The organism is Streptomyces sp. NRRL WC-3618 (genome assembly GCF_001280005.1).
Classification (GTDB): domain Bacteria; phylum Actinomycetota; class Actinomycetes; order Streptomycetales; family Streptomycetaceae; genus Streptomyces.
In genome coordinates this window covers 1-23,875 of sequence record NZ_LGDW01000473.1, presented here as the reverse complement: position 1 = coordinate 23,875, position 23,875 = coordinate 1, and the positions used below count along the sequence as shown (strand labels likewise).

The 23,875-nt window shown below is 70.5% G+C and carries 21 protein-coding genes; 13 read left to right on the top strand and 8 right to left on the bottom strand.

Annotation, left to right across the window (positions count from 1 at the left end; translation table 11 throughout):
• Positions 1-84: 84 nt before the first annotated feature.
• The 4 genes from ADL01_RS36060 to ADL01_RS36045 are packed head-to-tail and all read left to right on the top strand — an operon-like array spanning position 85 to position 4,430.
• A complete protein-coding gene (locus ADL01_RS36060; RefSeq protein WP_053746283.1) occupies positions 85-2,232 on the top strand; it encodes a PhoH family protein in 2,148 nt (715 codons plus the stop codon).
• A gap of 13 nt (positions 2,233-2,245) precedes the next feature.
• Positions 2,246-2,743, top strand: a complete 498-nt coding sequence (gene ybeY, locus ADL01_RS36055) for an rRNA maturation RNase YbeY (protein ID WP_053746282.1) — start codon at positions 2,246-2,248, stop codon at positions 2,741-2,743.
• Positions 2,740-4,074 carry a hemolysin family protein gene (locus tag ADL01_RS36050; RefSeq protein ID WP_053746281.1) on the top strand — a complete coding sequence of 445 codons (1,335 nt, stop codon included), beginning with the start codon at positions 2,740-2,742 and terminating at the stop codon, positions 4,072-4,074. The genes ybeY and ADL01_RS36050 overlap by 4 nt, the downstream gene beginning before the upstream one ends.
• A complete protein-coding gene (locus tag ADL01_RS36045) occupies positions 4,071-4,430 on the top strand; it encodes an MmcQ/YjbR family DNA-binding protein (protein ID WP_053746280.1) in 360 nt (119 codons plus the stop codon). The genes ADL01_RS36050 and ADL01_RS36045 overlap by 4 nt, the downstream gene beginning before the upstream one ends.
• A 16-nt stretch (positions 4,431-4,446) precedes the next feature.
• On the opposite strand, the gene ADL01_RS36040 is transcribed toward ADL01_RS36045, so the two are convergent.
• Complete coding sequence (locus ADL01_RS36040; protein WP_053746279.1) at positions 4,447-4,992, bottom strand: RNA polymerase sigma factor; 546 nt, start codon at positions 4,990-4,992, stop codon at positions 4,447-4,449.
• 26 nt (positions 4,993-5,018) lie between these two features.
• Positions 5,019-5,702: a M15 family metallopeptidase gene (locus tag ADL01_RS36035; protein WP_053746298.1), complete on the bottom strand. Its 684-nt coding sequence runs from the start codon at positions 5,700-5,702 to the stop codon at positions 5,019-5,021.
• Positions 5,703-5,938: 236 nt separating this feature from the next.
• Between ADL01_RS36035 and ADL01_RS36030 the strand changes: the two genes are divergently transcribed.
• From ADL01_RS36030 to ADL01_RS36010, 5 genes are all read left to right on the top strand, one after another.
• A complete protein-coding gene (locus ADL01_RS36030) occupies positions 5,939-9,085 on the top strand; it encodes an AfsR/SARP family transcriptional regulator (protein WP_053746297.1) in 3,147 nt (1,048 codons plus the stop codon).
• 294 nt (positions 9,086-9,379) lie between these two features.
• Positions 9,380-9,739, top strand: a complete 360-nt coding sequence (locus ADL01_RS36025) for a cytidine deaminase (protein WP_053746278.1) — start codon at positions 9,380-9,382, stop codon at positions 9,737-9,739.
• 253 nt (positions 9,740-9,992) lie between these two features.
• Positions 9,993-10,490 carry a hypothetical protein gene (locus ADL01_RS36020; RefSeq protein ID WP_053746277.1) on the top strand — a complete coding sequence of 166 codons (498 nt, stop codon included), beginning with the start codon at positions 9,993-9,995 and terminating at the stop codon, positions 10,488-10,490.
• 253 nt (positions 10,491-10,743) lie between these two features.
• The gene (locus tag ADL01_RS36015; protein ID WP_053746296.1) at positions 10,744-12,072 is read left to right on the top strand and encodes a hypothetical protein; all 1,329 of its coding nucleotides are present in this window, start codon (positions 10,744-10,746) and stop codon (positions 12,070-12,072) included.
• Between the two features lie 108 nt (positions 12,073-12,180).
• The gene (locus tag ADL01_RS36010; RefSeq protein WP_053746276.1) at positions 12,181-13,215 is read left to right on the top strand and encodes a WxL protein peptidoglycan domain-containing protein; all 1,035 of its coding nucleotides are present in this window, start codon (positions 12,181-12,183) and stop codon (positions 13,213-13,215) included.
• Here the strand turns inward: ADL01_RS36010 and ADL01_RS36005 are convergent.
• The gene (locus ADL01_RS36005) at positions 13,109-13,447 is read right to left on the bottom strand and encodes a P-II family nitrogen regulator (RefSeq protein WP_053746275.1); all 339 of its coding nucleotides are present in this window, start codon (positions 13,445-13,447) and stop codon (positions 13,109-13,111) included. The genes ADL01_RS36010 and ADL01_RS36005 overlap by 107 nt on opposite strands.
• Before the next feature lie 206 nt (positions 13,448-13,653).
• Between ADL01_RS36005 and era the strand changes: the two genes are divergently transcribed.
• Positions 13,654-14,637, top strand: a complete 984-nt coding sequence (gene era, locus ADL01_RS36000; protein WP_199835032.1) for a GTPase Era — start codon at positions 13,654-13,656, stop codon at positions 14,635-14,637.
• Between the two features lie 51 nt (positions 14,638-14,688).
• On the opposite strand, the gene ADL01_RS35995 is transcribed toward era, so the two are convergent.
• Positions 14,689-15,579, bottom strand: coding sequence for a helix-turn-helix transcriptional regulator (locus tag ADL01_RS35995; RefSeq protein ID WP_053746274.1), 891 nt, complete (start codon positions 15,577-15,579; stop codon positions 14,689-14,691).
• 133 nt (positions 15,580-15,712) lie between these two features.
• On the opposite strand from ADL01_RS35995, the gene ADL01_RS35990 reads away from it, so the two are divergent.
• Positions 15,713-16,567 (top strand): NAD-dependent epimerase/dehydratase family protein, encoded by an 855-nt coding sequence (locus tag ADL01_RS35990; RefSeq protein ID WP_053746273.1) that lies wholly within the window; start codon positions 15,713-15,715, stop codon positions 16,565-16,567.
• Positions 16,568-16,589: 22 nt separating this feature from the next.
• Here ADL01_RS35990 and ADL01_RS35985 read toward each other — a convergent pair whose 3' ends face one another.
• From ADL01_RS35985 to ADL01_RS35970, 4 genes are all read right to left on the bottom strand, one after another.
• The gene (locus ADL01_RS35985; RefSeq protein ID WP_234354914.1) at positions 16,590-17,888 is read right to left on the bottom strand and encodes an MFS transporter; all 1,299 of its coding nucleotides are present in this window, start codon (positions 17,886-17,888) and stop codon (positions 16,590-16,592) included.
• 7 nt (positions 17,889-17,895) lie between these two features.
• Complete coding sequence (locus tag ADL01_RS35980) at positions 17,896-19,251, bottom strand: GH1 family beta-glucosidase (RefSeq protein WP_199835030.1); 1,356 nt, start codon at positions 19,249-19,251, stop codon at positions 17,896-17,898.
• A gap of 79 nt (positions 19,252-19,330) precedes the next feature.
• Positions 19,331-19,597, bottom strand: a complete 267-nt coding sequence (locus ADL01_RS35975) for a protealysin inhibitor emfourin (protein WP_053746270.1) — start codon at positions 19,595-19,597, stop codon at positions 19,331-19,333.
• Positions 19,598-19,653: 56 nt separating this feature from the next.
• Complete coding sequence (locus ADL01_RS35970; protein WP_053746269.1) at positions 19,654-20,736, bottom strand: M4 family metallopeptidase; 1,083 nt, start codon at positions 20,734-20,736, stop codon at positions 19,654-19,656.
• Between the two features lie 380 nt (positions 20,737-21,116).
• Between ADL01_RS35970 and leuA the strand changes: the two genes are divergently transcribed.
• Together leuA and ADL01_RS35960 are read left to right on the top strand one after the other, a co-directional pair.
• Positions 21,117-22,847: a 2-isopropylmalate synthase gene (leuA, locus tag ADL01_RS35965; RefSeq protein ID WP_053746268.1), complete on the top strand. Its 1,731-nt coding sequence runs from the start codon at positions 21,117-21,119 to the stop codon at positions 22,845-22,847.
• A 222-nt stretch (positions 22,848-23,069) separates the two neighbouring features.
• A complete protein-coding gene (locus ADL01_RS35960) occupies positions 23,070-23,783 on the top strand; it encodes a TerB family tellurite resistance protein (protein WP_053746267.1) in 714 nt (237 codons plus the stop codon).
• Positions 23,784-23,875 lie beyond the last annotated feature (92 nt).

The following is a 23,875-nucleotide window of genomic DNA, read 5'->3' as shown; positions in this document are numbered from 1 at the left end:
CACCGTCGTAGGCTGGGAGCGGAAGGCTACCCACGTGGTTAGCGAGCCTCATCGAGGAGGTCGTGCAGGCCTACGAGCCGGCCCATGACTCAGACACCCACAGCTCAGCCCCCTGCGCGGGGGCAGGCACGAGCGCAGTTCACCGTCCCGGCCGCGCACCCCATGGTGACCGTGCTGGGTTCCAGCGACAGTCTGCTGCGCGCGATCGAGAAGGCCTTCCCGGCGGTCGACATCCATGTCCGGGGCAATGAAGTCAGCGCCGTGGGCGAAGCGGTCGAGGTCGCCCTCGTCCAGCGCCTGTTCGACGAGATGATGCTGGTGCTCCGCACCGGACAGCCGATGACGGAGGACGCAGTGGAACGCTCGATCGCGATGCTCAGAGCGAGCGGGAACGGGGAGGGTGACGGCCTGGAGACCCCGGCCGAGGTCCTCACCCAGAACATCCTGTCCTCGCGGGGCCGCACCATCCGTCCCAAGACCCTCAACCAGAAGCGCTACGTCGACGCCATCGACAAGAACACCATCGTCTTCGGCATCGGCCCGGCCGGTACCGGCAAGACGTATCTCGCCATGGCGAAGGCCGTCCAGGCCCTCCAGTCCAAGCAGGTCAGCCGGATCATCCTGACCCGCCCGGCGGTGGAGGCGGGCGAGCGGCTCGGCTTCCTCCCGGGCACGCTGTACGAGAAGATCGACCCGTATCTGCGCCCGCTGTACGACGCGCTGCACGACATGCTCGACCCCGACTCGATCCCGAAGCTGATGGCCTCGGGGACGATCGAGGTGGCGCCGCTGGCCTACATGCGTGGCCGTGCGCAGCCGATTTTCACCAACGTGCTGACCCCAGACGGCTGGCGCCCCATCGGCGACCTTCAGGTCGGCGATCTGGTTATCGGTTCGAACGGTGAGCCGACACCGGTTCTCGGCGTCTATCCGCAGGGGGAGAAGGACGTCTACCGCGTCACTGCCCAGGACGGCTCCTGGACGCTGGCCTGCGGCGAGCATCTGTGGACAGTCAGGACCGCCTCGGACAGGCGTCGCAACAAGCCGTGGCGCGTTCTTGAAACCCAGGACATGATCGGCAGCCTCCGCGCGGCCCACGCCCGCCGCTACGAGTTGCCGATGCTGACCGCGCCGGTGAGCTTCCCGGAGCGGGAAGTTCCCATGGACCCGTACGCCCTGGGACTCCTTCTCGGTGACGGTTGCCTGACCGGATCCACCACGCCCTCGTTCTCGACAGACGACCCGGAGCTGGCGGAGGCGCTCGAAGGCGCGCTGACAGGCGTTTCACTTCGGCATCGTGGTGGCCCTGACTACGTACTCAACCGGGTCAAGTCTCCCGGAGACGTGGTCACCCTGGAGAACCCGGTGACGCGGATCCTGCGCGAGCTCGACCTGCTGCGTACCCGCTCGAACACGAAGTTCGTCCCGGACGACTACCTGCACAACTCCGCCGAAGTACGCCTGGCCGTTCTCCAGGGACTGCTGGACTCCGATGGTGGTCCGGTCACCCAGGCGGACCGTACGTGCCGGGTTCAGTACACGACGACGTCGATCCTGCTCCGTGACGACGTGATCTCGCTTGTGCAGTCGCTGGGCGGCGTCGCGTACACCCGCCGCCGGGCCAAGGCAGGTCGGAAACCGGGACTCGCGAAGGGCCGTGCGGTCGCTCACCAACACGATGCCCACGTCATCGACATCCGCCTCCCCGAAGGCATCGAACCCTTCCGACTCGCTCGCAAGCGCGACAAGTACCTCGCGGCCGGAGGCGGTGGACGCCCGATGAGGTTCGTCGACAGCATCGAGCCCGCGGGCAGGGAAGAGACCGTCTGTATCCAGGTGGCTGCCGAGGACTCGCTGTACGTCACACAGGACTACCTTCTGACGCACAACACCCTCAACGACGCCTTCATCATCCTGGACGAGGCGCAGAACACCAGCGCCGAGCAGATGAAGATGTTCCTCACCCGTCTCGGCTTCGATTCGAAGATCGTGATCACGGGTGACGTGACGCAGGTCGACCTCCCCTCCGGGACGAAGTCGGGTCTGCGGCAGGTGCAGGACATCCTCGAAGGCCTCGAAGACGTCCACTTCTCCCGGCTCACCTCCCAGGATGTCGTCCGGCACAAGCTGGTCGGCCGTATCGTCGACGCGTACGAGAAGTACGACGACGAGAACGGTACGGAGAACGGCACCCACAAGGGTGCCCGGGACAGCCGCGACAAACGGAAGTAGACAGACCAGCACCATGTCGATCGACGTCAACAACGAGTCCGGAACCGAGGTCGACGAGCAGGCGATCCTCGACATCGCCCGCTACGCGCTCGCGCGGATGCGCATCCACCCGCTCTCCGAACTCTCGGTGATCGTCGTGGACGCCGACGCCATGGAGCAACTGCACATCCAGTGGATGGACCTGCCCGGTCCGACCGACGTCATGTCCTTCCCCATGGACGAGCTGCGCCCGCCCTCGAAGGACGACGCCGAGCCGCCGCAGGGGCTTCTCGGTGACATCGTGCTCTGCCCCGAGGTCGCCGAGCGGCAGGGCAAGGAGGCCGAGACGCAGCACTCCATGGACGAGGAGCTCCAACTCCTCACCGTCCACGGCGTGCTGCACCTCCTGGGCTACGACCACGAGGAGCCGGACGAGAAGGCCGAGATGTTCGGCCTCCAGGCCGCCATCGTCGACGGCTGGCGCGGCGAGAAGGGCATGACCGGACCGTCGCCCGCCCCGACGGTGTCATGAACCCCCAACTCGTCACCGGTGCCATAGCGCTGGTCGTCGTCGCCTGGCTCGCCGCCTGCGCGGAGGCGGGCGTGGCGCGGGTCTCCAGCTTCCGCGCCGACGAGGCCGTACGCGGCGGTCGGCGCGGCAGCGCCAAGCTCGCGCAGATCGCCGCCGACCCGACCCGCTATCTCAACGTGGCGCTGCTGGTGCGCGTGGCGTGCGAGATGGCCGCCGCCGCGCTCGTCACCTACGCCTGCCTACAGGAGTTCGACAGGACCTGGCAGGCCCTCGCCGTCGCCATCGGCGTGATGGTGCTCGTCTCGTACGTTGCCGTCGGGGTCTCGCCGCGCACGATCGGACGTCAGCACCCCCTCAACACGGCCACGGCAGCCGCGTACGTCCTGCTGCCGCTGGCGCGCGTCATGGGGCCGATTCCCTCCCTCCTCATCCTCATCGGCAACGCCCTCACGCCCGGAAAGGGCTTCAGGCGCGGCCCGTTCGCCTCCGAGGCGGAGCTGCGCGCGCTGGTCGACCTGGCCGAGAAGGAGTCCCTGATCGAGGACGACGAGCGCCGTATGGTGCACTCCGTCTTCGAGTTGGGCGACACCCTCGTACGGGAGGTCATGGTCCCGCGTACGGACCTGGTGGTCATCGAGCGGTACAAGACGATCCGGCAGGCGCTCACCCTCGCGCTGCGCTCCGGGTTCTCGCGCATTCCGGTCACCGGGGAGAACGAGGACGACGTCGTCGGCATCGTGTACCTGAAGGACCTCGTCCGGAAGACGCACATCAGCCGGGACGTGGAGAGCGAGCTCGTGTCGACGGCGATGCGGGCCGCCGCCTTCGTGCCCGACACGAAGAACGCCGGTGACCTGCTCCGCGAGATGCAGCGCGACCGCAACCACGTCGCCGTCGTCATCGACGAGTACGGCGGCACGGCCGGCATCGTGACCATCGAGGACATCCTCGAGGAGATCGTCGGCGAGATCACCGACGAGTACGACCGTGAACTCCCGCCCGTGGAGAAGCTCGGCGACGAGCGGCACCGGGTCACCGCCCGCCTCGACATCACCGACCTCGGCGAGCTGTACGGCCTCGAGGAGTACGACGACGAGGACGTGGAGACGGTGGGCGGGCTGCTGGCGAAGGCGCTGGGCCGCGTACCGATCGCCGGTGCCTCGGCCGTCGTCGAGCTGCCCGACGGGCGCGACCTGCGGCTCACGGCGGAGGCCGCGGCCGGTCGGCGGAACAAGATCGTGACGGTGCTCGTGGAGCCGATGGAGCCGGTCGACCCGGTCGAGGGGGCGGCGGCGAAGGAGAAAGCGGCGAAGAAGGGAGGCGAGGCGTGACTCCGAAAGAGCTGCGTGCCTTCTGCCTGTCCTTCAACGCCGCTGTCGAGGACTTCCCGTTCAGCCCCGAGGTCTCGGTGTTCAAGGTGCTGGGCAAGCTCTTCGCCCTGTCCTGGCTGGACAACCGCCCCCTGAAGGTCAACCTGAAGTGCGATCCGGAGGACGCGATCCGGCTGCGCGCCGATCATCCGGGGCTGATCATCCCCGGATATCACATGAACAAACGGCACTGGAACACGGTCACGGTCGACGGGGAGCTGCCCGATCACCTCGTACGGGAGCTGATCGAGGACTCGTACGACCTGGTGGTGGCCGGTCTGCCGCGCGCGGAGCGGTTGCGGCTGGACCGGCCCTGAGGGGTCGGTGGACCAGTCAGCGGACCGGGACCCCGCCCATGTCCGGCACGTTCGTGTCGAGTGCGGAGCGGATCTTGGCCAGGCCGCGCATCCGGTTGCGCTGCACCGTGCCGCGGTGCGCGCCGAGGCGTTCCCCCGCCATGTCGTGGGTCAGGCCCTCGATGTCGACGAGGATCACGGCGGCCGCCTCCTTGGGCGACAACTCGCGCAGCAGCGCGGTGGTCACCGTCTCGGCCTCCCTGGTCGCGAAACCGCCGTCCCAGCTCCGTTCCGGCAGCCGGTCGGTGCAGCGTTCCTGGCGCGAGGGGTGCCGCCACAGGTCGCGCAGCAGGTTCAGGGCCGCCGCACAGGTGTAGGCGTACGGCTGCTGCTGACGCGCCAGGGTGCGGGCACGCGCCCGGCGGGAGAGTCTCAGATACGTCTCCTGGAGCAGGTCGTCGGCGTCGTGCGGATTGCCGGTCAGCACCAGCAGGCGGCGTCGCAGCCTCGGCATCACGGCGGTGAAGGCCTCGTCGAACTCGGCCGGGGTCATGTGGTCGGTGACGGTCGTCGTGCTCGTCATGGGTTCTCCATGGTGTTCCCCCGGGGTCATGTGCCTGCGGAGCTGAGGGGGTACGGGTGGTTCAGCGAGGCGGGGCCGTACTTCGCGGCCGGTGCCTCGGTCAGCAGCGCCCAGTACCGGTCCCCGTACGACCAGTGCCACCACTCGGTCGGGTAGTTGACGAACCCCGCGGCCGCCATGGCCCGCCCCAGCACCGCCCGGTTGGCCCTGGCCTCGGCGTCGATGTTGGCCGCGGCGGTGCGACAGCCGCCCGCGCTCTCCTCGGGGGTGGCGTTGACCTCCGTACCGAGAGGGAGCTCGGCGCCGTCCTCGGTGCACAGCGTCAGATCGACCGCGCCGCCGCTGACGTGCGGGGCGACCTCCGGGGGCGAGATGTAGGCGCTGGCCAGCTCACGTATCCGGTCCGGCCCGGCGTCCCGATGGGCCGCACGCAACGTTGCTGCGTATGTGTCGAAGTAGCTGCGCTGCAACTCGGGTGGCCGGAATCCCTCCACCAGCAGCAGACGGACGCCCGGGGGCAGCGCGTCCTGTGCGAGCAGGAGGCGGCGCAGCACGTCGGCCCTCAGGTGTGCGTAGGAGCCGTCGCTGTCGGCCTTCCGGGTGTCGACCCGCAGTTCGGTGAACTCCCGCGCGTCGGCCAGGGGTTCACCGTTCTCGGTGACGCGCGTGGCGGCGACTCGGTGGTCCGAAAGCAGGATGATGTCCGTCACGCTCACAGCGTGGCGGCGGGCGGTGCAGGAACGATGCAAATCCTCTGCATGCCGCCTGCACGGATGGGCCGGTGGGGCGTTCACTTCCGTCCCACACGTCGAAAGTCGGACAGTCTTTTCGTCACGGTCCGCTGGGCGGCCTGACTGTCAGTGGGGGCCGGTATGTTGTCCTGGACTGCGGGAACGTGACATCGGGGGACAGGTTGGACGTTCGCCTGCTGGGACCGGTCGAGGTGATGAGCGGGGGTCGACGCGTCCCGCTGCACGGCGCCAAACCGACGGCGATCCTCGCGGCTCTCGTCGTCCATCTCGGTGAGGTGCTGTCCGTCGAGCGTCTGGTCGAACTGACCTGGGAGGAGGAGCCGCCCGCCACCGCGCGGGCGCTCGTCGCCTCGCACGTCTCCGGACTGCGCCGGGCCCTGGCCGGTACGGAGGGCGGCGACGCCATCCGCACCCGCTCCCCGGGTTACGTGGCCGAGTTCCCGCCCTCCGCCGTGGACGCCCGGCGCTTCGAGGAGGCGTTCGCGGCCGGTCGGAGCGCGGCCCTGGACGGGCGTGCCGAGGAAGCCGTCGACACCCTGCGGGCGGCGTCAGGCCTGTGGCGCGGCCCGAACGCCCTGGAAGGGCTCGGTCAGTCCTTCGCCCGCGTCGAGGCCATGCGCCTGGCGGAACTCCGGCTGGAGGCGAAGGAGTTCCGCTTCTCGGCCGAACTGGACCTGGACCGACGCACGGACCTCGTCGCCGAACTCGTCGCCCACGTCGCCGCCCACCCCCTCAGAGAGCGCCCGCGCGGCCAGCTGATGACCGCCCTGTACCGCGCCGGCCGACTGCCCGACGCGCTGCGCTGCTACGACGAGGGCCGCCGTCTGCTCCGTACGGAACTGGGTGTGGACCCCGGCCCGGACCTGCGCGCGCTCCACCAGGCCCTACTCCGGGCGGACCCGACCGTGCTGGGAGCGCCCGCCCGCCGAAAGGGCACGGCCTCGGGGAAGAGACCCGACCGCCCCGCACCCATGGAGGCGGCGGCTGCCTCGCGCGCGGACGCGAACACACCCTCACCCCACCGTCCCGAGCAGCCACACGACGACACGACACGTCCGGCGCCCTCCCAACTCCCACCCGACGTCGCCGACTTCGTAGGGCGAACCGAACAGATCGCCTGGGCGACCAGCCTTCTGGAACAGGTGCGGAACCCGCTGCGCACCGCGCCGCCCATCGGGGTGATCTCCGGCCGGTCGGGCACCGGCAAGACCGCCCTGGCCGTCCACGTGGGCCACCGCGTCGCCGCGCTCTTCCCCGACGGACAGCTCTTCGTGGACCTGCGTGCCTCGGACTCCGAGCCCGTACGGACCGTGGACGCCCTGGCCCGGCTGCTGCGCGCCCTAGGGGTCGACCCCGAGACCCCGGGGCACGACGAGGAGGACCTCCTCGGCCTCTACCGCACCCACATCGCGCACCGCAGGGTCCTGCTCATCCTCGACAACGCCGTCAGCGAGGCCCTGCTGCGCCCGCTGCTCCCCCCGGGTGGCGGCTCGGCCGTGCTGATCACCGGCCGCCGTCGGCTCGTCGCCCTGGAAGGCGCCGCCCACCTCGATCTGGGTGTGCCGTCCCAAACGGAGGCACTGGACCTGCTGGCCCGTGTGGCCGGCCCGACCCGGCCCGCCCTGGAGCCCGACCGGGCCGCCGAGATCGTCGCGCTGTGCGGCCGGCTCCCGCTCGCCGTCCGCGTCGCCGGCGTCCGGCTCGCCGCCCGCCCCCACTGGACACCGGCCCGGCTGGCGTCCCGCCTCAGGGACGAGCGCCGCCGCCTGGACGAACTGCAGGCCGGTGACCTGGAAGTGCGCGCGAGCCTCGGACTCGGCTACGCGGACCTCGACCTGCAGCAGCGGCGCGCCCTGCGCCGCCTGGCCCTGATGGACCTGCCCGACTTCGCCGCCTGGGTCGCCGGCCCGCTCCTCGACGTGAGCGAGGACGACGCGGACGACGCGGTCGAACAACTCGTGGACTGCCACTTCGTGGAGGTCGTGGGCACCGACGAGACGGGCAGAACGCGCTATCGCATCCACGACCTGGCGCGCGAGTACGCCCGGGAGCGCTGTCTGGCCGACGAGACCCGACAGGAACGGGAGACGGCGGTTCGACGGCTGGTCGACCGCTGGCTGGTCATGGCCCGCAGCGCGGCGGCCCACGGACCGGGCGGCGCGTCCCGCCTACTCCCGGTCACCACGACGGACGAGCCCGTACCGGCCGCAGCCCAACTGACGCCGCCGACCAAGCCGTTGACGGACCTGACGGGCGAGCCGGCCGCGTGGTTCGCGGCCGAGCAGCGCTGCCTGCTGGCGGGGGTCGCCCACTGCGCGGAGCACGGCATGTTCGACGCCGCCCGCGATCTCGCCGCCACCCTCATGGCCGCCTCCGCCGCGCTCTACAACCAGTTCGACGCCTGGTCCCGCTCCCACGACGTGGCCCTGGAGGCGGTGCGCCGGGGCGGGGACGTCGAGGGCGAGGCCCGGCTGCTGAACGGTCTTGGCCAACTCCGCCTGGAGCAGGACCGTTTCGACGAGGCGTACGCGTTCTTCGCGGCGGCGCTCGGCCTGTTCGAGAAACGGTCGGTACGGAGCGGCTCCGCCGACGCGTTGGCCGGTATGGGCGCGGCCCGCCGCGAACAGGCCCGCTTCGACGAGGCGCTGACCCTGCTGACCTCGGCGCTCGAACGGTACCGGGAGCCGGAGGACATCGCGCCCATGGCCCATGTGCTGTACGGCATCGGCTCCGTCCACCGGGAACAGGGCCGCGACGACGACGCGTGGGAGGCCCTCTCCCGGGCACACCGCCTGTACGTGACCGCGTGGGACCGGCACGGCGAAGCGCTCGCGCTGCGCTCACTGGGCCTCTGTCACCGGGCGCGGGGGGATCTGCCGGCCGCTGAGACCCTGTTGCGGCAGGCGCTCGGCCTCTTCGAGGAGACGGGCGACGCGTTCGGCGTCATGTACGCGAGTCAGTCCCTGGCCAAGGTCGAGTTGCGGCAGGGCCGGATGGCCGAGGCCCGCCGGCGTCTCGACCGGTGTCTGGAGACCACCCGCGAGCGCCAGGACATGTTCGGCGAGGCCCTCGTCCTGCGCACCCTCGGCGAGTGGTGTCTCGCCGCGTCCGACTGGGAGACCGCGACCGACACCCTGCGACAGGCTCTCGCCCTGTGGGACAAGCTGGAGCTGCCGCTGTGGCGCGCTCGCACCCTGCGGGACCTGTCCCGCGCCGCACTGGCCAGGGGCGCGGCCGACACGGCGCGCGAGCTGGAGGAAGAGGCGTACGGCGTCTTCCAACGGCTCGGCAGCAGGGAGGCGCTGGAACTCCCGGAGCCGAGAGACGTCCCGGGACACTGAGGAACGTGCCCGGGACGATGAGGGACCGCTGAGGGACCGGAAGAATTCTCAGTACGGCAGGATGCGGCCCGAGGGCGTCCTGCGGTCGATGGGGAGGTCACGGGGGGAGGGGGCGCTGGGCCTGCGGATGACGCGGATGCGGGTCTGGCGGTTCATGACGCCTCCTCATGGCTCGCGGTTCCTGGGTCATGCCCTGATCGCCCGTATCTGATACCTGTTCTTGTGTGACTTCCTTGTGTCATGAAGCCTCAGTGGGCCTCACCAGGGGACAAATCGCGTAAGTATGCTCATGGCATGACCGACAGCAACGCGCTCGACCTCGATTCCGAGGACCGCAAGATCGTCACCCTCGCCCGCTCCGCCCGGGCCCGCAACGGAGTCCCCGAGGGGGCGGCCGTACGGGACGAGACCGGCCGTACGTATGTCGCCGGCACGGTCGACCTCGACTCGCTGAAACTGAGCGCGCTGCGGACGGCGGTGGCCATGGCGGTCGCGTCGGGGGCGACGTCGCTGGAGGCGGCGGCCGTCGTGACGGTTGCCGAGGGAGTTCCGGCGGAGGACCTGGCGGCCGTACGGGATCTGGGCGGGCCCGCGACCCCGGTGCACGTGGCCGCGCCGGACGGGGTGGTGCGGGTGACGGTGACCGCCGGGTGAGGTGAGCCAAGGGCGCCTGGCCGGGGGGAGGTCTTCCGGCCACTTTCATCGCGGCCGGAAAGAACCCGCTGAGCTTGTCTTGCAATCGCGGGCAACCCACGCGTCAATGGAGCCCGCTCTTCCGACGGTCCGTCAGATTCCCCCGCCCGGCGCCCCGCACCCGCCCCGCGGCTGACCGCACCCGGCTCGTCGTACCCCCCACGTCGCATTTCCCCACATGGCAATTCCCGTACCAGGGAAGGGAATCCGATCGATGAGAAGTACGTCAGTACGCCTGCCCGCACGCAGGCGACTTGGTATCGGTGCGGTACTCGCGGCGGGCTCGCTCGCCGTCACCGGTCTGGCCTTCGCGCCGGCCGCCGCGGCCGTCGCCCCCACCTCCGCGACGGTCACCTACAACTGCGGTTTCTTCGGCGGCGGCTCGACCGTACTCACCGCCACCCAGGACGGCACCTCGGCCACCATCACCGTCAGCTCGAACATCACCGCCCCGCTCCCGCTCGCCGCCGACTCCATCGCCACCACGCTGACCCTGAAAAAGGCCGCGGGCGGCACCACCGCGTTCACCGGCACCAAGAACCCGGCCACACCCACCGGTGCCACGGTCACCGTCGGCCCGCTCACCGGCACCGTCGCCTCCGGCGACAGCCTGGACGCGGGCGGCGGCACCCTCAAGATGGTGCTCTTCGGCATCACCGTGACCTGCACGCCGACCGGAAACCAGGCACCGGGACCGTTCGTCTACGAGTGACGGCCCGCCTCCCCGCACCCCTCTGAAGTGCGGTCGGCGCCGCTCGCCTCGTGGGTGGCGCCGACCGTTTCCGGCTGGGAAACCGGAAACTGACGAAAACTGATGGTCCGTCAGTTCACTTCCCCCGCTCCGCCGTTATTTGGCGGAACGGCATTGACTTCTCACCCGACCTGCACATCAATGGCCCCCTGTCGGCGCAGATGAGCCGCTGCGCCCGCATCCCGCAGAGGGGGCAACCATGGCCAACACATCCATGGGTTCGACCGGCCGAAGACGACGCTGGGCCGCGCTGCTCGGGGCGACCGCGCTCGCGGTCACCACGGGCGGCGCGCTGGCCGTCCCGGCCGGCGCGCTCGCCACGGCGTCCGCCGCCGTGGACTACGGAACGCACTGTGTACCGCCGCCGATCGCGGGTCTGCCGCCGATCGACGGCACCACCACCGGACAGATCACGGTGGACAAGACCGCGCCCAAGGTCGGCGACACCGTCACCGTGAAGTACACGGTGGTCAAACCGGCCGCGAGCAATCCCACCGACCTCGCCCTGCCCGCCGACATCATGACGCCCACCGGCAAGGTCACCCTGGGCGGAGCGCAGACCGGTTCCATCACCGTCGCCGGCCCCAAGAAGAACGACCCCGTGCCCGGCAAGGGCGCCTTCCCGTCCTTCGAGATGAGCGGCACCTTCACGGTCACCAAGCCGGGTGCGATCACTCTCTCGCCCGGCGACTACAACATCCACACCAGCTACATCCTCGAGCTGGACACCCCCTGCACGATCCTCACGCCGCCCGCGCCCGTCTCCGAGACGATCACGGCGACCGACGGGACACCGGCCAACACCCGTGCCATCACGCTGGGTTCGGCTTCCGGGGCGCCCGGGGCCGGGGTCACCGTGAACGGCGCCAACTTCACGCCGGGTGCCGCGGTCACGCTCGCCGGCCGGTCCGGGTCCGCCCAGACCACCGACACCGCGACCGTGACCGCCGACTCCCGGGGCGCCTTCAGCGGCACCCTCGCCGTCCGGGACAAGACGACGACCGGTGTCGTGGCGTACGAGGGCAGCGCGTGGAACGACAGCAAGGGCGCCGGTCCGGCCGCCTACGTCGTCATCGACGACACTCCCGTGCCCAACAACAGCCAGAAGATCACCACCACCGTCAAGGCCGGTGACCTGTCCATGACCCAGGCCGGGGACGCCGTCCAGCTGTCGACGGTCGACTTCGGCAAGGGCGGAGCCTCGAAGGGCCCGCTGCAGACGGTGACCGTCAAGGACTTCCGTGGCGGACCCGCGGGCTGGTCCCTGACGGGCAAGGTCACCGACTTCACCGGACCCGGCGCCAAGATCGGCGCCGACAAGCTCAGTTGGACCCCGGCCTGCGCCACCAAGGCCGGAAGTCCCAGCACCTGTCGGCCCGGTTCACCCGGTCCCGTCGGCAGTACGGGAGCCACCCTGGCCTCCGCACCCGACGGAGCGCTCACCGGCGGCGAGTTCACCGTCGACGCCGGACTGTCCCTGGACGTACCGGCGTTCACCCCACCGGGCTCGTACGCCGGCGTACTCACCCTCACCCTCTCCTGACCGACGTACGCCCGAACAACCTTTGTCTGAACGGCTGTTCGTCATCCGGTGGCCGGGCGCGCACCCGCCCGACCGCTCCGGCCGTCCCGTCCGTGGGGGTCCGCACCCATGCGTAAGCCGTACACCCTTCTCGTGCTCCTGCTGACACTGCTCGCCGCGTCGCTCCTGACGTCCGCCCCCGCCCGCGCCGCCGACAACGGCAGCTGGTCGGTCTTCCCCATCGCCTCGGCGGTGGCGCAGCGCCCGTACTTCTACCTCTCCGCCGACCCCGGTACGACCGTCGAGGACAAGATCACCGTCGCCAACAAGACCGCCGGGCCGCTCACCGTCCGCCTGTACGCGGCCGACGCCTACAACACCGTCCGCGACGGCGGGTTCGCGGTACGCACCCTCGACGAGAAACAGCGCGGTGTGGGCGCCTGGGCCCGGCCCGCGAAGTCCCGGGTCACCGTGCCCCCGCGCCGATCCGTCACCGTGCCCTTCACCCTCCGGGTGCCCGAACAGGCCGAACCCGGCGACCACGTGGGCGCGTTGGTCGCCCTCGACGAAAAGGTCGACGCGGGCGACGGCTCCCTGGCACTCGGGGTGCGGCGGGCGGTCGGGGCGCGGGTGTACCTGCGGGTGAACGGGCCGGCCGTCTCCGCGATCACCGTCGAACGGGTCCGGATCAGCCACCACCAGCCCCTCGTCCCCGGCCTCGGCGACAGCACCGCCACGATCTCCTACACCCTGCACAACACCGGCAACGTCACCCTCGACCCCCGCGTGGAGCTACGGGCCGAGGGCCTGTTCGGCCGTACGCTGCTCGCCCGTGACCTCACCGGGATCCCCTCCGAGCTGCTGCCCGGCCAACGGGTACGGCTCACCGAACCCTGGCGCGACGCACCCCAACTCGACTGGGGCGACATCACGTTGACGGCGTACGCCAAGGACACCCGCGAGTCGGCGAGCGTGTCGTTCTTCGCGCTGCCGTGGCTGATGGCGGTGGTGGTGGCGGCGTTCGGCGCGGTGGGGTCGGTGCTGGGGGTCAGGTGGTTCAGAGGGCGTCGGGGCCGCGCTCGTCCGTCCGAACCCGGACCACCGTCTCCACCGGCAGGACCCAGACCTTCCCGTCCCCGATCTTCCCCGTCCGCGCGGCCCTGACGATCGCCTCGATGGCGGCGTCGGCCTCCGCGTCGTCGACGACGACCTCGATACGGACCTTGGGGACGAGGTCCACCTGGTACTCGGCACCCCGGTACACCTCGGTGTGCCCGCGCTGACGCCCGTACCCGCTGGCCTCGGTCACGGTCAGACCGTGCACGCCGATCTCCTGGAGCGCGGTCTTGACCTCGTCGAGGCGGTACGGCTTGACGATCGCGGTGATGAGCTTCATTCCTGGCTCTTGCCCTTCTGCGCGGAGGAGTGGGGGGAGCGGGAGGAGTACGCGGCGGACGGGACCGGGGCCCCGCGGCCCGGACGCCGTGGCCCAGGACGCGGTGATCGTATGCCGTCTCGGCGTGCGCCGTAAGGCCGATGCCGGGGGCTCTGGACGTGTCCGGAGGGCCTCGGCGTGCGGTGAGTCTCCGTGGATCAGGGACAATGGGCGCCATGAGTGTCCGTACCCCGTCATCCGAGCCGTCCGAGCCGTCCGTCGCGTCGCAGTCCTCGGCAGCGCACCGCGCCGGTTTCGCCTGCTTCGTGGGCCGCCCCAACGCGGGCAAGTCCACCCTCACGAACGCTCTGGTCGGCCAGAAGGTGGCCATCACCGCGGACCAGCCCCAGACGACGCGGCACACGGTACGGGGCATCGTGCACCGCCCCGACGCGCAGCTGATCCTGGTCGACACCCCCGGCCTGCACAAGCCGCGCACCCTGCTCGGTGAGCGCCTGAACGACGTGGTGCGCACGACGTGGGCCGAGGTCGACGTCATCGGCTTCTGCCTGCCCGCGAACGAGAAGCTCGGCCCCGGTGACCGTTTCATCGCGAAGGAACTGGCGGCGATCAAGAAGACGCCGAAGCTCGCCATCGTGACGAAGACCGACCTGGTCGAGGGCAAGGCGCTGGCCGAGCAGCTCATCGCGATCGACCAGCTCGGCCGCGAACTGGGCTTCGAGTGGGCGGAGATCGTGCCGGTCTCGGCGGTCGCCGACAAGCAGGTGGACCTGCTGGCCGACCTGCTCGTCCCGCTGCTGCCCGAGGGCCCGGCGCTCTACCCGGAGGGCGACCTCACGGACGAGCCGGAGCAGGTCATGATCGCGGAGCTGATCCGGGAGGCCGCGCTGGAGGGCGTACGCGACGAGCTCCCCCACTCGATCGCGGTCGTGGTCGAGGAGATGCTCCCCCGCGAGGACCGCCCCGCCGACAAGCCGCTCCTCGACATCCACGCGTTCGTCTACATCGAGCGGCCCAGCCAGAAGGGCATCATCATCGGCCCGAAGGGCAAGCGTCTGAAGGACGTCGGCATCAAGAGCCGCAAGCAGATCGAAGCGCTGCTGGGTACGCCGGTCTACCTCGACCTCCATGTAAAGGTCGCGAAGGACTGGCAGCGGGATCCACGGCAGCTGCGCAAGCTGGGTTTCTGAGCGCGGGCCCAGGCATCCTCAGCCCGTCCGGCGTTTGAGGACGAGGCCCCTTCAGGGCCGAAGCGGGGGTCCGGGGGCGGCAGCCCCCGGGGGTGGGGTGGACGTGGGTGCCAGATCCTGCACCCCCACCACCCGCAGCAACCGCAACCGCTCGTACGACTCCGTCCCCGGCCGCGCCGTGTGCACGATCAGCAGCTGGCGATGGTCGTGGGCCACCATGATCTCGCAGTCCAGCTCCAGCACCCCCACCACCGGATGCACGAACCGCTTCGTAGAAGCCCGCCGAACCGCCACCTCGTGCGACTCCCACAGCCGGGCGAACTCCGCGCTCCCCGCCCGTAGTTCCGCGACCAGCGCCCTCGGCACCGGATCGTCGGGCCGGGCCGCGGCAACGGCCCGCAGGTTCGCCACGTGGGCGCGGGCGTGCTCGGCGAAGTCCTCCGGCGGGATCAGCGCCCGGGCGGCCGGGTCCAGGAAGAACCGGCGTACGAGGTTGCGCTCCCTGGGCGGACGGGCCGACACGTCCCCCGACAGCGCGCACGCCATCGCGTTCTGCGCCAGGACCTCCCCGCAGTCGGTGACCACCTGCGCCGGGGTGTCGTGCAGCCGGTCCAGGATCAGCAGCAGGCCCGGCCGGACATGCTGGGACACGCTTTCGCGCCGGGGCGGTTCCTCGCCCGCCAGGTGGAAGAGGTGGTCCCGTTCGTCGTCGGTGAGGCGCAGCCCCCGGGCCAGGGCGGTCAGCATCTGGCGGGAGGGGCGCGGCCCCCGGGACTGCTCCAGGCGCGTGTAGTAGTCCACCGACATACCGGCCAGCGACGCCACCTCCTCGCGGCGCAGACCGGGCGTACGACGGCGGGCGCCGGGTGAGAGGCCCACCGCCGAGGGTTCCAGCCGGGCACGTCCGTGGCGCAGGAAGTCGGCGAGTTCGGTTCGGTTCACCTTTTCAGGATGTCGCGGCCCGCCCGGCTTATCCAGGGACTGCCGATCCCCTGATCGACGGGTCTCTCCCGCCCGCCCGGCCGCCGTTCGACGCTGGTCTCACAGCGACGGACAACGCGATGAGGAGCGGATCATGCTGACACTGGTGACGGGTACGACGGGACAGGTCGGCCGGCGCTTCCTGCCGAGGCTGCTGGCGCAGGCCCGGCCGGGGGAGCGGACGCGGATCCTGGTCCGTGACGCGGCGCGGGCGGAGCGGTTCGCCGAGTTGGGCGCCGAGGTCGTGGTCGGGGACCTGCGTGACACGGAGACGCTCGCCAAGGCGGTCGCCGGGGTGGACGCGGTCGTGAACGTCGCGGCCTCCTTCCGCGGGGTCCCGGACGAGGAGGCGCGGGCCGTCAACCTGGACGCCGCGGTGGAACTGGGCCGCGCCGCGCTGGCAGCGGGCGTGGGACGGTTCGTGCAGGTCAGCACGGGGAACGTGTACGGCACCGGACGGGGCCGCCCGCTGGTCGAGGAGGACGAGCCCCGGCCCGGCGGGGCGATGTGGGGGGCGTACCCGGAGTCGAAGGCGGCGGCCGAACGGGAACTGCTCGCGCTGGACGGCATGGACGTACGCGTCGGCCGGCTCCCCTTCGTCTACGGGGAGGGCGATCCGCACCTCGCCCAGTCGCTGATGTGGGCCGGGCACTGGGCGGCCGCCCAGCGGCTCCAGATGGCCCACCACGCGGACGTCGCCCAGGGACTGCTCCGCATCCTGCACGCACCGGGCATCGCCGGCCGGATCTACAACATCGGCGACTACGCCCCCGTCACGGCGGTCGAACTGCATCAGCTCAACGGGGTGGCGGTCCCCGCCGAACTGTACGAGAACACCGACCCCGACCCGTGGTTCGGCATCCTCTCCACCGACCGCATCCGCCGGGAACTCGGCTTCCGCCCGCTGTACCCCAGCGTCTACGCGGCCCGCGACGCCGGCGCCCTCTGAATCCCCGCACCCGGCATGCCCCTCACTCCACCCCCTGGATCCGCCGCACCAGCACGGCCCCCGCCAGCCCGATCACCGCGGACACCAGATACAGCGCCGGATACCCGCCCAGATACGTCACGATCGGCGCCGCGAGGGCGGGCGCCGCCACCTGGGGCAGGGCGTTGGCCACGTTGATGACCCCGAGATCCTTGCCCCGGTCCACTGCCTTCGGCAGGACGTCCGTCATCAGGGCGAAGTCGACCGACGTGAACACGCCGAAACCGACACCCAGTAGCGCCGAGGCCACGATCGCCCCGGGCCAGGTCTGCCAGCCCGCCAGCGCGGCCGTCGCCACCGCCATCAGTACGCCCGACCAGATCACGAACGGCTTGCGACGGCCCACCCGGTCCGACCAGACCCCGCCGACGACGACCGTGGCGACCAGCGTCACGCCGTTCACCGCCGTCAGGATGAGGACGCCCCCCTCGGGGTCGGAGTAGTGGAGGCCGTCGCGCAGGTAGTACAGGAGATACAGCAGCACCAGCCCGTTGCTCAGATTGATCAGGAAACGGGTCAGCCATGCCCAGCCCAGGTCCGGATAGCGGCGCGGACTGAGCCAGAACCCGGCCAGGAAGGTCCGCCACGACCACACCGGCAGGTCTTCGGCCGCGAGCCGCAGATCCCTGTGCCGCAGGACGTACGGCCCCACGCCGAGCAGCGTGAACGCGGCGCACGCCGCATAGCCCGCGCCCACCCCGCCGGCCGCCGTCGCAAGGCCCGTCCCGCCGACCACGCCGAGGATCTGCGCGACGCCCAACCAGCCGCCCACGGAGCCTCGTTGGAGCCGGGGAACACGGTCGGGGACGGCGGCCGTGACGGCGGCGAAGGCCGCGTTCAACGTCAGCTGGACCAGGCACCACCCCGCCACCATCGTCCACGGCCCGCTCGCCCCCGCCAGCAGCAGCAACGAAAGCGCGCCGCCCGCCGCACCGGCCACGATCCACGGCGTACGGCGCCCCCACCGCGACGTCGTCCGGTCCGACAGCGCGCCGAAGAGCGGGTTCACCGCCAGCGACACCAGGGCGCCCGCGCCCGCCACCCACGCCAGCAGGGTCTCCTTCGACATCCCGGTGCCGGGCGCGAAGTCCTCGGCCTGGGAGGCGAGAAGGATCTGCAGCGGCCCGAACCAGCCCACCCAGATCGCCCCGTTGGCGAGCGAGAGCGAGGCGGTCCACCCCCGCCCGACCCGCTCCACGGGCTCGGCGAGCGCCGCCGCCACCTCCCCCGTGGCCCTCCCCGCAGCCCCCTGCGTCTCCTCCGCGCCCTCAGCCGTCGTCATCTCCGGGTCACCGCCCCGCCCCCTCTTGCTCCTGCTGCCGCTGCGCCCGAAGGAGCTCCCTGAACCAGCCGTACGAGGCCTTGGGCGTCCGGGTCAGCGTCTCGAAGTCCACATGGACGAGCCCGAACCGCCGCGCGTACCCCTCCGCCCACTCGAAGTTGTCCAGCAGCGACCACACGAAGTAGCCGCGTACGTCCACACCGGCCTCCAACGCCCGGTGCAGCGCCCGGACATGACCGTCCAGGTAGGCGATCCGGTCCTGGTCGTCGAGCCCCTCGTAGGAGCAGCCGTTCTCGGTGATGACGACGGGCGGCAGCCGGTCGCCGTAGCGGCCCTGGAAGGTGGTGAGCAGCTCGGTGAGGCCCTCGGGTACGACGGGCCAGCCGAAGTCCGTCACCGGGACGTCCTCGATCTCCTGGACGGAGAAGGGGAGTTCGGCCGGGATCGTCAGGCCGCCGAACTCGATGTCGGTGCCCTGTGGCGCGCCCACCTTCGTCGGGGAGTAGTAGTTGACGCCGTAGAAGTCGAGCGGCTCGCTGATCACCTTCAGGTCGGTTTCCACATCGCCCGGCATCAACTCGCCCAAGCCGTCCGGGTATTCGCCCAGGAGAATGGGGTCGGCGAACAGCCGGTTGAGGAGGAGGTCGTAGAACCCGGCTGCCTCCAGGTCGGCGGGCTCCTGCGAGGCCGGCCAGGTCGGGCCGTGCGAGTTGGCGATCCCGATGTCGGTGGCCCCGGCGGCGCGCAGTGCCCGTACGGCCAGACCGTGGCCGAGGAGCTGGTGGTGGGCGGCCGGGAGCGCGTCGAACATCAACTGCTTGCCCGGCGCGTGCGCGCCCAACGCGTGCCCGAACAGGGTGTGTTCGGCGGGCTCGTTGAGAGTGATCCACTTCTTTACGCGGTCGCCGAGCCGCTCGGCGACGACGGACACGTACTCGGCGAACCGGGACGCCGTGTCCCGCTCCAGCCAGCCGCCCTTCTCCTCGAGGCGCGCGGGCAGGTCCCAGTGGAAGAGGGTCGGGACGGGACGTACGCCCGCCGCGCACAGCTCGTCCACCAGCCGGTCGTAGAAGTCCAGGCCGCCGGGGGAGTTCACGCGGGGCCAGGAGACGGAGAAGCGGTACGCGTCCACGCCGAGGCCGGCCAGCAGGGCCACGTCCTCGGGGTAGCGGTGGAAGTGGTCGCAGGCGACCTCCGCCGTCGAACCGTCCTTCACCCGCCCGGGTTCGGCCGTGAAGGTGTCCCATACGGACGTCTCGCGCTGGTCCGCCGCTCCCTCGATCTGGTGTGCCGAGGTGGACACACCCCAGAGGAAGCCGGCCGGGAACGGGGGTATCGGGTTGATCGCCATGCGCCGGATCATGGGTACCGGGGGTAACGGGTGTCAACGGCCGGGAGTGAACAAGCAGTTACGCGCCGACCGCCGACACCCGCGACACCCGTTATGCCCCTTCTTTGAGCACCCTCGAGATCAGCTTCCGCTGCTCGTCGGTGAGCCGGGGATCGGCGCAGTACACCGTCTTCCCGTCCACCGTGATCTCGTAGCCGAAGCCGTCCGGAACCCCGATCGGGCGGGTGCCCCGGCCGGCCGCGATCGCCTGATCGGCGAGGGCGTGCCACTCGTCGGCATCGGGGCGGCCCGCCGTGTCCACCTGGGCGTGCCGTTCGATGCCCGCGAACCCGCCGGTACGTCTCACTTGAATACGCATGGGTCCCTGTCTAGTACGAGAACGGCTCCGGCACGAGGCCGGTGCGGCCGTTACGGCTACAGACGGGGCCGGGGTGTGATCGGCACGCCGACCCGCTCCCACGCCTTCAGCACGGCCTGGAGTTCGTCGCCGTCGCCGTAGCGCACCCGCGCGGTGGAGACGGTCAGCTGGGCGAAGTCGTCGAAGAACGCCCGCTCGCCCAGCTCGCCGCCGGTCAGCACGTCGTACCAGATCTGCCCGGCCCGCTCCCACGCGTTTCCGCCGAGCGCGGTGGCGACGAGGTAGAAGGCGTGGTTGGGGATGCCCGAGTTGATGTGGACGCCGCCGTTGTCGCGGCCGGTGCGGACATAGCCGTCCATGGTCGCGGGCTGCGGGTCCTTGCCGAGGACGTCGTCGTCGTACGCGCTGCCCGGTTCCTTCATGGAGCGCAGGGCCGTGCCGGTGACGCCCGGGGCGAGCAGGTCCGCGCCGATCAGCCAGTCGGCCTCGTCGGCGGTCTGGCCGAGGGCGTACTGCTTGATGAGCGAGCCGAACACGTCGGACATCGACTCGTTGAGGGCGCCGGGCTGGCCGTAGTACGTGAGGTTCGCCGTGTGCTGGGTGACGCCGTGGGTGAGCTCGTGGCCGATGACGTCGATGGAGCTGGTGAAGTCGACGAAGATCTGGCCGTCGCCGTCGCCGAACACCATCTGCTTGCCGTCCCAGAAGGCGTTGTTGTAGCCCTCGTCATAGTGGACGGTCGCGTCGAGGGGCAGGCCGTCGCCGTCGATCGAGTGGCGCTGGTAGGCCTTGAGGTAGAGGTCGAAGGTGGCGCCGAGGCCGGAGTACGCGCGGTTGACGCTGGCGTCCTGGCCGGGGTCGGAGCCCTCGGCGCGGACCTTCGTGCCGGGCAGGTCGGTGCGGTGCCCGGCGTCGTAGATCGTGCGCAGCGGCTGGTCGGAGGGCGCCTTCACGGCCGCAGCGGCGGCCAGGCCGAACTCGGCGGTGATGCGGCGCTCGGTGCGCTTCTGGGCGTCGAGCATCAGCGTGCGCAGTGCGGGGCCGGAGAGGGCCGGGTCCTCGTGACGGGCGAGCGTGTCGAGGATGTGCGGTGGAACGATGGTGCAGAAGACGGGCTCGAAGCCCCCGTGTGTCGTCATGCCCGGCACCCTTGCACCGCGTGATGCCGCTGTCACCTCCCGCAACCATGATTGGTGAAATACCGGGACAAGGAGGTTGCCGTTCGGTGACGTAGTGGTATGGGTCGGTTCCTTCGAGTAACGACATGGTGGGCCGGAGTGGGATGGCGCACTTTTCGCCCCTTTTGTTCTCCGACTCCCGCATACTGGCAGTCCCGCATAGTGATACAGGCCCGCGCCCCCGGCGCGGCTCGGCTAGCATGCTTCGCATCATGCGTTTCGGGCTGCTCCTCCTTAGCTGCCGCGGCGAGGGCCTGTAAGTAGAGGCCGACCCCCTCCCCGCGGAGTCTGGCGTTGCGCCGTCGGCCGTCCTTCAGGACACCACGAGGAGCCCACGCATCATGGCCCAGAGCGTCAACCGCCAGCAGCCCAGTTCCATGCCGATCCACAAGTACGGCCGCTACGAGCAGGTCGACATCCCCGACCGCACCTGGCCCGGAAACCGGATCACCGCCGCTCCCCGCTGGCTCTCCACCGACCTGCGTGACGGCAACCAGTCCCTGATCGACCCGATGTCACCCGCCCGCAAGCGCGCGATGTTCGATCTGCTGGTGAAGATGGGCTACAAGGAGATCGAGGTCGGTTTCCCCGCTTCCGGGCAGACGGACTTCGACTTCGTCCGCTCGATCATCGAGGAGCCGGGCGCGATCCCGGACGACGTCACCATCTCCGTACTGACCCAGGCCCGCGAGGACCTGATCGAGCGGACCGTCGAGTCCCTGCAGGGCGCCAGGCGCGCCACCGTGCACCTGTACAACGCGACCGCGCCGGTCTTCCGCCGGGTGGTCTTCCGCGGCTCCAAGGACCAGATCAAGCAGATCGCCGTCGACGGCACGCGGCTGGTCATGGAGTACGCCGAGAAGCTGCTGGGCCCCGAGACCGAGTTCGGGTACCAGTACTCGCCCGAGATCTTCACCGACACCGAGCTGGACTTCGCGCTGGAGGTCTGCGAGGCGGTCATGGACGTCTGGCAGCCCGGCCCGGGCCGCGAGATCATCCTCAACCTGCCCGCCACGGTGGAGCGTTCGACGCCGTCGACGCACGCGGACCGCTTCGAGTGGATGGGCCGCAACCTGACCCGCCGCGAGCACGTCGTCCTGTCGATCCACCCCCACAACGACCGCGGTACGGCCGTCGCCGCCGCCGAGCTGGCGCTGATGGCCGGCGCCGACCGCGTCGAGGGCTGTCTGTTCGGCCAGGGCGAGCGCACCGGCAACGTCGACCTGGTCACCCTGGGCATGAACCTGTTCTCGCAGGGCGTCGACCCGCAGATCGACTTCTCCGACATCGACGAGATCCGTCGTACGTGGGAGTACTGCAACCAGATGGAGGTCCACCCGCGCCACCCGTACGTGGGCGACCTGGTCTACACGTCCTTCTCCGGCTCCCACCAGGACGCCATCAAGAAGGGCTTCGACGCCATGGAGGCCGACGCGGCCGCGAAGGGCGTCACCGTCGACGACATCGAGTGGGCGGTCCCCTACCTGCCGATCGACCCGAAGGACGTCGGCCGGTCCTACGAGGCGGTCATTCGCGTCAACTCGCAGTCCGGCAAGGGCGGAATCGCGTACGTCCTGAAGAACGACCACAAGCTGGACCTGCCGCGCCGGATGCAGATCGAGTTCTCGAAGCTGATCCAGGCCAAGACGGACGCCGAGGGCGGCGAGGTCACCCCGAAGGACATCTGGACGATCTTCCGGGACGAGTACCTGCCGAACCCGGAGAACCCCTGGGGCCGTATCCAGGTCCGCACCGGCCAGTCGACCACCGACAAGGACGGCGTGGACACCCTCACCGTCGAGGCCGAGGTCGACGGTGTCGAGACCACCCTGGCGGGCACGGGCAACGGCCCGATCTCGGCGTTCTTCGACGCCCTGCAGTCTCTGGACATCGACGCCCGTCTGCTGGACTACACCGAGCACACGATGAGCGAGGGTGCCTCCGCGCAGGCCGCCTCTTACATCGAGGTCGCCATCGGTGACAAGGTCCTGTGGGGCATCGGCATCGACGCCAACACGACCCGCGCCTCCCTGAAGGCGGTCGTATCCGCCGTCAACCGCGCTGGCCGCTGACTCACCCGACCGGTTGGTTTCAGGCCTCGTCCGCCCTCTGTGGCGGGCGGGGTCGCCGTCGTATACCGGCCAATCCCAGGGCGGGTCATGGGCAGGTCTGGTCCTGGGTACTGACTACACATCAACAATGTGGCTAACATCACGCCTGCGCGGCGGTGTTGCCGGTGGGGGTACCTCCCGCGCCCTGTGACAGAGCAGTGGGGGAGTTACCGGAGGTGCTACGTGCTCCCAGGACAGGGACGAGACAGCCGAGGCGGCCGGGTCGTGCGCGGAGGCCGGACGGCGCGCGTCCTGCGCTCCCGTACGGTCTGGGCCGGTGTCGGTGACGGCGAGTTCTTCTGCCCCGGTTGCGGCGGGGACCGCAACTACCAGCGCCTGATGGGCCGTCGGCGCTTCACGTTTCTCGGCGTACCGATTCTGCCGCGCGGCGAGACCGGCCCGGTCATCGAGTGCGCGGCCTGCCAGAGCCACTTCGGCACGGACGTCCTCGACCACCCCACCACGACCCGCTTCGCCGCGATGCTCCGCGACGCCGTCCACACGGTCGCCCTCGCGGTCCTCGCCGCCGGCGGCACCCAGGCCCGCCTCACCCTCGAGACCGCGGTGACCGGCGTCCGCGCGGCGGGCTTCGACGACTGTACGGAGGACCAGCTCTCGGCGCTGGTGGAGGCGCTGGCCGCCGACACGGGCCGTCTCTTCGGCCCCCCGTGCGGCTCAGGCCTCGCCATAGAGCTCCACGAGGCCCTGGACCCCCTCGCCCCGCACCTCGCCGCCCCCGGCCGCGAATCGATCCTGCTCCAGGGCGCCCGCATCGCCCTGGCCGACGGCCCGTACACCCCGGCGGAACGCGACGTCCTGGCGACGGTCGGCGCGGCACTGACGATCTGCGCGGACGACGTGACACGACTGCTGGCGGCGGCGCGCACACCGTCCTAGTACTGCAATCACAGTTATTGGTAGGGCAGTTGTGAGTTCTGCCGGTGGCTGTGGTTGTGTTCTGCCGTGTCTGTGGATCTTGGGGTGGGGCA

Coding starts and splice junctions, on each gene's coding strand:
- ADL01_RS36030 (WP_053746297.1), top strand. CDS start 5,939: ATGAGCGGGGGTCGACGCGTCCCGCTGCACGGCGCCAAACCGACGGCG.
- ADL01_RS36005 (WP_053746275.1), bottom strand. CDS start 13,447: ATGAAGCTCATCACCGCGATCGTCAAGCCGTACCGCCTCGACGAGGTC.
- ADL01_RS35970 (WP_053746269.1), bottom strand. CDS start 20,736: ATGACGACACACGGGGGCTTCGAGCCCGTCTTCTGCACCATCGTTCCA.
- era (WP_199835032.1), top strand. CDS start 13,654: ATGGGCGCCATGAGTGTCCGTACCCCGTCATCCGAGCCGTCCGAGCCG.
- leuA (WP_053746268.1), top strand. CDS start 21,117: ATGGCCCAGAGCGTCAACCGCCAGCAGCCCAGTTCCATGCCGATCCAC.
- ADL01_RS36020 (WP_053746277.1), top strand. CDS start 9,993: ATGAGAAGTACGTCAGTACGCCTGCCCGCACGCAGGCGACTTGGTATC.
- ADL01_RS35980 (WP_199835030.1), bottom strand. CDS start 19,251: ATGATCCGGCGCATGGCGATCAACCCGATACCCCCGTTCCCGGCCGGC.
- ADL01_RS36060 (WP_053746283.1), top strand. CDS start 85: ATGACTCAGACACCCACAGCTCAGCCCCCTGCGCGGGGGCAGGCACGA.
- ADL01_RS36040 (WP_053746279.1), bottom strand. CDS start 4,992: ATGACGAGCACGACGACCGTCACCGACCACATGACCCCGGCCGAGTTC.
- ADL01_RS36050 (WP_053746281.1), top strand. CDS start 2,740: ATGAACCCCCAACTCGTCACCGGTGCCATAGCGCTGGTCGTCGTCGCC.
- ADL01_RS36015 (WP_053746296.1), top strand. CDS start 10,744: ATGGGTTCGACCGGCCGAAGACGACGCTGGGCCGCGCTGCTCGGGGCG.
- ADL01_RS35985 (WP_234354914.1), bottom strand. CDS start 17,888: ATGACGACGGCTGAGGGCGCGGAGGAGACGCAGGGGGCTGCGGGGAGG.
- ADL01_RS35990 (WP_053746273.1), top strand. CDS start 15,713: ATGCTGACACTGGTGACGGGTACGACGGGACAGGTCGGCCGGCGCTTC.
- ADL01_RS35975 (WP_053746270.1), bottom strand. CDS start 19,597: ATGCGTATTCAAGTGAGACGTACCGGCGGGTTCGCGGGCATCGAACGG.
- ADL01_RS36025 (WP_053746278.1), top strand. CDS start 9,380: ATGACCGACAGCAACGCGCTCGACCTCGATTCCGAGGACCGCAAGATC.
- ybeY (WP_053746282.1), top strand. CDS start 2,246: ATGTCGATCGACGTCAACAACGAGTCCGGAACCGAGGTCGACGAGCAG.
- ADL01_RS36010 (WP_053746276.1), top strand. CDS start 12,181: ATGCGTAAGCCGTACACCCTTCTCGTGCTCCTGCTGACACTGCTCGCC.